We start from the raw sequence: 6,275 nt of genomic DNA, 5'->3' as shown, positions 1-6,275 counted from the left end.
ATCAGCGCTGGCCGATCGATCAATTTAGCACTTTCAGACAGAGGTATTAAAGCCATGAAACTTGTGGGTATTGAAGAAAAAGTTAAAACCTTATGTATCCCTATGACTGGCAGAATGTTGCATGATGTTGAAGGAAATATGATAATGGCACCCTACAGCGGAAGAGATCATGAATATATCAACTCCGTTTCTCGTGGTATGTTAAATGCGCTGTTGATGGATGAAGCCGAAAAACATGAAAATGTTAAAATCCACTTCAACAAAACATGTAAATCAGTGGATTTCGAAAAAACGACTGCTTTATTTATAGATAATGATTCAAAAAAAGAATTTATTGAAGATGCTGATATTATCATCGCTACCGATGGTGCAGGTTCAATTATGCGGCAAAGTTATTTTTTAGGCAAAAAATTTCTCTTTAGCTTTTCACAAGATTGGCTCTCACATGGCTATAAAGAACTTAGTTTTCATCCCAATGACGACGGCAGTTACAAAACCTATAAAAATGCCTTACATATTTGGGGTCGTGACAGTTTTATGCTGATTGCTTTACCCAATTTAGATGGCAGTTTTACGGTGACTTTATTTTTAAGTTATGACGAAGGCGAATACAATTTCGGAAATTTGAGGACACCTGAAAAAGTTATCGAATTTTTCCAAAAATACTTTAAAGATGCTTTGGAACTCATGCCTAATCTAGTGGATGATTTTTTCACCAATCCCACATCGCCATTAGGAACCGTAAAATGTTCGCCTTGGCATTATAAAGGAAATACGCTGTTAATGGGCGATGCCGCGCATGCCGTAGTACCTTTTTACGGACAAGGGATGAACGCCTCTTTTGAAGATGTATTGGTATTGGACAAGGTTTTGGACGAATTTCAACATAATCCACCCGAAAGTAAAAACGATTGGGAAAAGGTTTTTAAAACCTATGAAAAGTATCGCAAAAAAGACACCGATGCCATTGCCGACTTATCCATTGATAATTTCCATGAAATGAAAGGTCACGTCAATGCTACAATTTTCAGAGAAAAACGCAATTTAGAAATGGCTTTAGAAAAGAATTTCCCTAACGATTATTCTTCAAAATACGCATTGGTTACTTTCAATGAAAACATTGGATATAATGAAGCTATGCTAATAGGCCGTGCACAAGACAAAGCCATCTTGAATTTATTGACCGATAAAAAAATCGATATTAATGACGATTTAAAAATCAATTTTAAAAAAGTAAAAGCGGCTACCGAAGAAATTTTAGAAAATGACCGTGTCGCCAAAAATTTTAAACATTAAATAAAATTATGAGTAAAGAACAAAATGAAAATTCAGTCAACACTGGAACTGGTGTAAAACCAAGAGGCGCTTATCCAGCAACAAGGCGGGCCGGCGATTTTATTTATGTTTCCGGAACAAGTTCACGTCGTTCCGATAACAGCATTGCCGGTGTGGACATTATTGACAATTTGGGCACCAAACATTTAAATGCCGAAGTACAAACGCGTGAAGTCATTAAAAACATCGAAAAAAACTTAGCTAAAGAAGGTGCTACTTTAAAAGATGTAGTCGATGTCACCTCATTTTTAGTGAATATGAATGACTTTGCAGGCTACAATAAAGCCTATGCCGAATTTTTTGATAAAGAAACAGGACCCACCAGAACTACGGTAGCCGTGCATCAATTGCCACATCCCGATTTGGTGGTGGAAATTAAAGTTGTGGCATACAAAAAACAATAAAACTGATCTTTCCGAATAAAATGGTATAAGGTCATCAAAAAATCACGCAATCGTGGCAAATAAAGACGAACAAAATGAGATTCCTGCCTTCGCAGGAATACAAAACTACATCAACGGAAGCTTTCAAAATCCAATTTCCGAAGAGTGGCTCGATAATTACAATCCAGCCAACGGCATGGTTTATGGGAAAATTCCAAACTCCTCAAAGGATGATGTAGAAACGGCTTATCAGGCTGCCAAAGCTGCTTTTCCAAGTTGGTCACAAACCACTTTGGAAGAACGCAGCAGAATTCTCATTAAGATTTCAGAATTTTTAGAAGCTAATTTACAGCGTTTTGCCGAAGCCGAAAGTAAGGATAATGGCAAACCTTTAGCTTTGGCAAAAGAAATCGATATTCCACGAGCAGCGAGTAATTTCAGGTTTTTTGGAAATGCTATTACACAATTTGCCAGTGAAAGTCATGAAAGTGTGGGTCAAAATGCTATCAACTTTACATTACGACAACCTATTGGTGTGGTGGGTTGCATTTCACCTTGGAACCTTCCACTCTACTTATTTACTTGGAAAATTGCGCCTGCCATTGCCGCAGGAAACTGTGTGGTTGCAAAACCCAGTGAAATTACCCCGATGACGGCTTATTTACTTGGGGAAATTTGCAATGAAGCTGGTTTGCCCAAAGGCGTCCTTAATATTGTTCATGGATTGGGCACAACTACTGGCCAAGCTATCATTGAACATTCTGATATTAAGGCTATTTCTTTTACGGGCGGAACGGCAACAGGCGCACATATTGCTAAAATTGCCGCACCGATGTTCAAAAAATTGTCTTTGGAATTAGGTGGAAAAAATCCAAACATCATTTTTGCCGATTGCGATTATGAAGATATGTTGAACACCACAGTGCGATCCTCTTTTTCCAATCAAGGACAGATTTGCTTGTGCGGCAGTCGGATTTTTGTAGAAAAATCGATTTATGAAAAGTTTAAAATTGATTTTGTAACCAAAGTCAAAGCGCTCAAGGTTGGACATCCACTGGAAACATCAACCAATATTGGTGCACTCGTATCCAAACAGCATTTGGAAAAAGTGATAAATTATATAGAAATCGCAACAACAGAAAATGGAAAAATTCTTTGTGGCGGCAATAAAGTCATTGTAAAAGATTATGAAAACGGTTATTATTTGGAGCCAACGATTATAGAAGTCCAAACCAATGATTGCCGCATCAATCAAGAAGAAATCTTTGGGCCTGTGGTCACTATGATGCCTTTTGAAAATGAGGAAGAGGTATTAAAAATGGCCAATAGTGTCAAATACGGATTATCGGCAACACTTTGGACCAACGATTTAAAACGAACCCTACGAATGAGTCAACAATTGCAAGTAGGAATCGTCTGGGTAAACACGTGGATGATGCGCGATTTACGAACGCCGTTTGGTGGTGTAAAAGCTTCCGGTATAGGTCGTGAAGGCGGATTTGAAGCTTTACGTTTTTTTACGGAAGCGAAGAATGTTTGTATAAAATATTGATTAATTCCTTTTTTATATCAAAGTAAATCTAGTTCCATTATTAAGGAATTGAAAATGGCATAAATAAAATTAACCCTAAACAGATCCCTGCCTTTACAGGGAATATTATGGATTTAAAACTAAACAACAAATACGCATTAGTTTGCGGAAGTACAGCAGGAATAGGAAAAGCAACGGCGATAGCACTAGCTTCTGAAGGCACAAAGGTGACGTTAGTTGCCAGAAATGAAGACAAATTAAAGCAAGTTATTGCTGAATTGCCAAACTCTAGAAACCACAGCTATATCGTAGCCGATTTTTCAAATCCTGAAGAATTACAACATAAAGTTTCTGATTTTATCAGCAAAAATCACGGTTTTCATATTTTGGTAAACAATACCGGAGGTCCAGCGGGCGGCCCTGTTTTTTCGGCTAAGATTGAGGAATTTGAAAAGGCTTTTACACAACATTTAAAATGCAATCATGTTTTGGCACAAACGGTTGTTCCATTTATGAAAAAAGAGGGTTATGGGCGTATTATTAATATCATTTCCACGTCTGTGAAGCAACCTTTGGACGGTTTGGGCGTAAGTAATACCATTCGTGGTGCAGTTGCCAATTGGAGCAAAACCTTGGCCAATGAGCTTGGACAATTTGGAATTACAGTGAATAATGTCCTCCCTGGCGCAACCGATACGGATAGATTGGCTGAGATCATTAAAAACAACTCTACCAAAACAGGACAAAGTGAAGAAGAATCAGCAAATGCCATGAAAAGTGGCGTTCCTGCAAAACGCTTTGCAAAACCTGAAGAATTAGCTTATGCCGTTACCTTTTTAGCAAGTGCATGTGCCAGTTATATTAACGGGATTAACCTTCCGGTAGATGGTGGTCGTACAAAAAGTTTGTAATCGTATCTAACTTTGCCATAAGAAGGGAACCATTATAAATGGATGATTTTAATACAAAGAACGAAGCCTAAACACTTTTTGTTCTGCGGTTTTATACTTAATTTTAATTGCTGAATCTGCGTGAGGGATTGAGGCATTGTTGGAGCTCCTCGAAGAGAGCGACTGCCGAAAGCCCGACCCTCCCGATAACTATCGGGAAGGGTCACGCCAAAAAAAACAAAATCATGAATTTAGTTTCTCCCATAAATTTCAAGGAATGGATCGAAGACAACAGACATCTTCTAAAACCACCTGTTGGTAACAAAGTCGTTTGGCAAGATGGCGATTTTATCGTGATGGTTGTTGGTGGTCCTAACAATCGAAAAGATTATCACTACAATGAAACTCCTGAGTTTTTCTATCAGATTGAAGGGGATATTGTTTTAAAAATCATCGATAACGGCGTTCCAAAAGACGTGCACATCAAAGAAGGTGATATTTATCTATTACCTCCCAAAGTGCCACATTCACCACAACGTGGCGCCAATACCGTGGGCTTGGTCATCGAATATAAACGACCCGAAGGGATGAGAGATGCCCTACTTTGGTTTTGTGAAAATTGCACGACCAAATTATACGAAGAAGATTTTACCGTCGAAAACATTGAAACCGATATGCCAAAGATATTTGACAAATATTACAGCGACAAGGAGAAACGCAAATGTCCAAACTGTGGCGAATTGATGGAACCTCCTAAAAAGGTTCAGATTGATTAACGCACAAACAAATTCTTGTGAAAACAGGAATCTCTATGAGCAACACAGTTATTAAGATTCCTGCCTGCGCAGGAATTATGATGATTAAACATGAAATAATGAGATTCCTGCCTACGCAGGAATTAAGCATACTATGAAAAGAAAATTAAGAATCAACGGCCACTCGCATCTACTTCCCTATCCTGAGGAAATTCCGCAATTTATGAAGGATAAAGAAATTTTTTGGGTGGATAAAGACCGAAAATTTATGCTTCAAAAAGATTGGAGCCGTCCGGTGACGGATTCGAGTTTCTTTTTGGATGATAAACTGATTTGGATGGAACGTTTTAAAATTGACCATGCGGTGGTTTTAAATCTTTCGCAATTGTATGGCAACGGTTTGCGTGTGGAAGAAATGAAACAGGCCTTGCGATTTCAAAATGATTTTAATGCGAAAATCCAAAGAGAACATCCCAGTAAATTCACCTGCGGATTTGTAGTCCATCCTGGATTTGTTAGAGGTGCGGGCTGGGAAATAGAACGTTGCGTTGAAGAATTGGGCATGCAACTTTTATGTTTACCAACGCATTATATGGATACGATTGGAACCTGGCGCTGTATTTTTGACGAAGAAAATGAACCTATTTTTGAATTGGCCAATAAATACAATTTGGCTGTTGAGATTCACCCGTATGATGGTGAAAAATTCATAAAACTAGAAAACACGTCCTGGCGTTTTCATCTCATTTGGATGTTGGCGCAATGTGCAGATGCCTATCACTTTTTGACCTTAAACGGTTATCAGGATAAATATCCAAATATGCGCACGTGTTTTGCACATGGCGGACAATTGGCACAAATTAATTTAGGACGTCGCATTCAAGGTTTTGATGGCCGACCGGATTTGTTTGAAGGCAAAAGTCACCCAAGAAAAGCTGTAGGCCATAAAAATATTTTCTTTGATACCTTGGTCCATGACACGGGCGGCCTGCAATTATTAATTAAAAACCAAGGTTCAAAACAAGTGCTTATGGGCTTGGATGACCCCTATCCGCTTGGAGAAATGGAAAGTGCACAACAATCTTCATATCCTGGAAAAATATTGGATTTAGCCATGGAGCGCAACATTATTACCGAAGCAGAACACGATGCCATATGGGAAGATAACGTCATCCAATGGTTGTGTGGTGATGATGAAGTTGCCAAAGAAAAACTAGTTAATAGAATATTAGGAAATTAATGGACTCAACACTACAATTAAAGTACTCAAAAATACGATTACGCTCCGACTTGTACGTTGGACTAGCATGGTTATTATTTTTTGCCATATATTCTTATTTTTTTGACTACAACTATTTTAATTATGGTTACTTGGTTATCG

At 38.3% G+C, this 6,275-nt stretch carries 6 protein-coding genes; all 6 read left to right on the top strand.

All coding sequences use genetic code 11. From position 1 onward, the window contains the following. The coding region (locus VNJ50_RS10905) for an NAD(P)/FAD-dependent oxidoreductase (RefSeq protein ID WP_325581784.1) at window positions 1-1,296 on the top strand (1,296 nt) is incomplete at its 5' end. A gap of 8 nt (window positions 1,297-1,304) precedes the next feature. Next, window positions 1,305-1,739: a RidA family protein gene (locus VNJ50_RS10900; RefSeq protein ID WP_325581782.1), complete on the top strand. Its 435-nt coding sequence runs from the start codon at window positions 1,305-1,307 to the stop codon at window positions 1,737-1,739. A gap of 52 nt (window positions 1,740-1,791) precedes the next feature. After that, complete coding sequence (locus VNJ50_RS10895) at window positions 1,792-3,270, top strand: aldehyde dehydrogenase (protein ID WP_325581780.1); 1,479 nt, start codon at window positions 1,792-1,794, stop codon at window positions 3,268-3,270. A gap of 107 nt (window positions 3,271-3,377) precedes the next feature. After that, the gene (locus VNJ50_RS10890; protein WP_325581778.1) at window positions 3,378-4,160 is read left to right on the top strand and encodes an SDR family oxidoreductase; all 783 of its coding nucleotides are present in this window, start codon (window positions 3,378-3,380) and stop codon (window positions 4,158-4,160) included. A 221-nt stretch (window positions 4,161-4,381) separates the two neighbouring features. After that, entirely contained in the window at window positions 4,382-4,915 is a 534-nt protein-coding gene (locus tag VNJ50_RS10885; protein ID WP_325581786.1) for a 3-hydroxyanthranilate 3,4-dioxygenase, read from the top strand. A gap of 133 nt (window positions 4,916-5,048) precedes the next feature. Next, window positions 5,049-6,134, top strand: a complete 1,086-nt coding sequence (locus VNJ50_RS10880) for an amidohydrolase family protein (RefSeq protein WP_325581776.1) — start codon at window positions 5,049-5,051, stop codon at window positions 6,132-6,134. Window positions 6,135-6,275: the final 141 nt, after the last annotated feature.

Source organism: Gelidibacter sp. (assembly GCF_035577925.1).
Taxonomy (GTDB): Bacteria; Bacteroidota; Bacteroidia; order Flavobacteriales; family Flavobacteriaceae; genus Gelidibacter.
Note: the sequence above shows the minus strand (reverse complement) of the source record. Positions and strands in the feature narration are given on the sequence as shown.

Bases quoted from the DNA above. Each gene is read 5' to 3' on its own strand.
- VNJ50_RS10900 (WP_325581782.1), top strand. From the start codon at position 1,305: ATGAGTAAAGAACAAAATGAAAATTCAGTCAACACTGGAACTGGTGTA.
- VNJ50_RS10890 (WP_325581778.1), top strand. From the start codon at position 3,378: ATGGATTTAAAACTAAACAACAAATACGCATTAGTTTGCGGAAGTACA.
- VNJ50_RS10880 (WP_325581776.1), top strand. From the start codon at position 5,049: ATGAAAAGAAAATTAAGAATCAACGGCCACTCGCATCTACTTCCCTAT.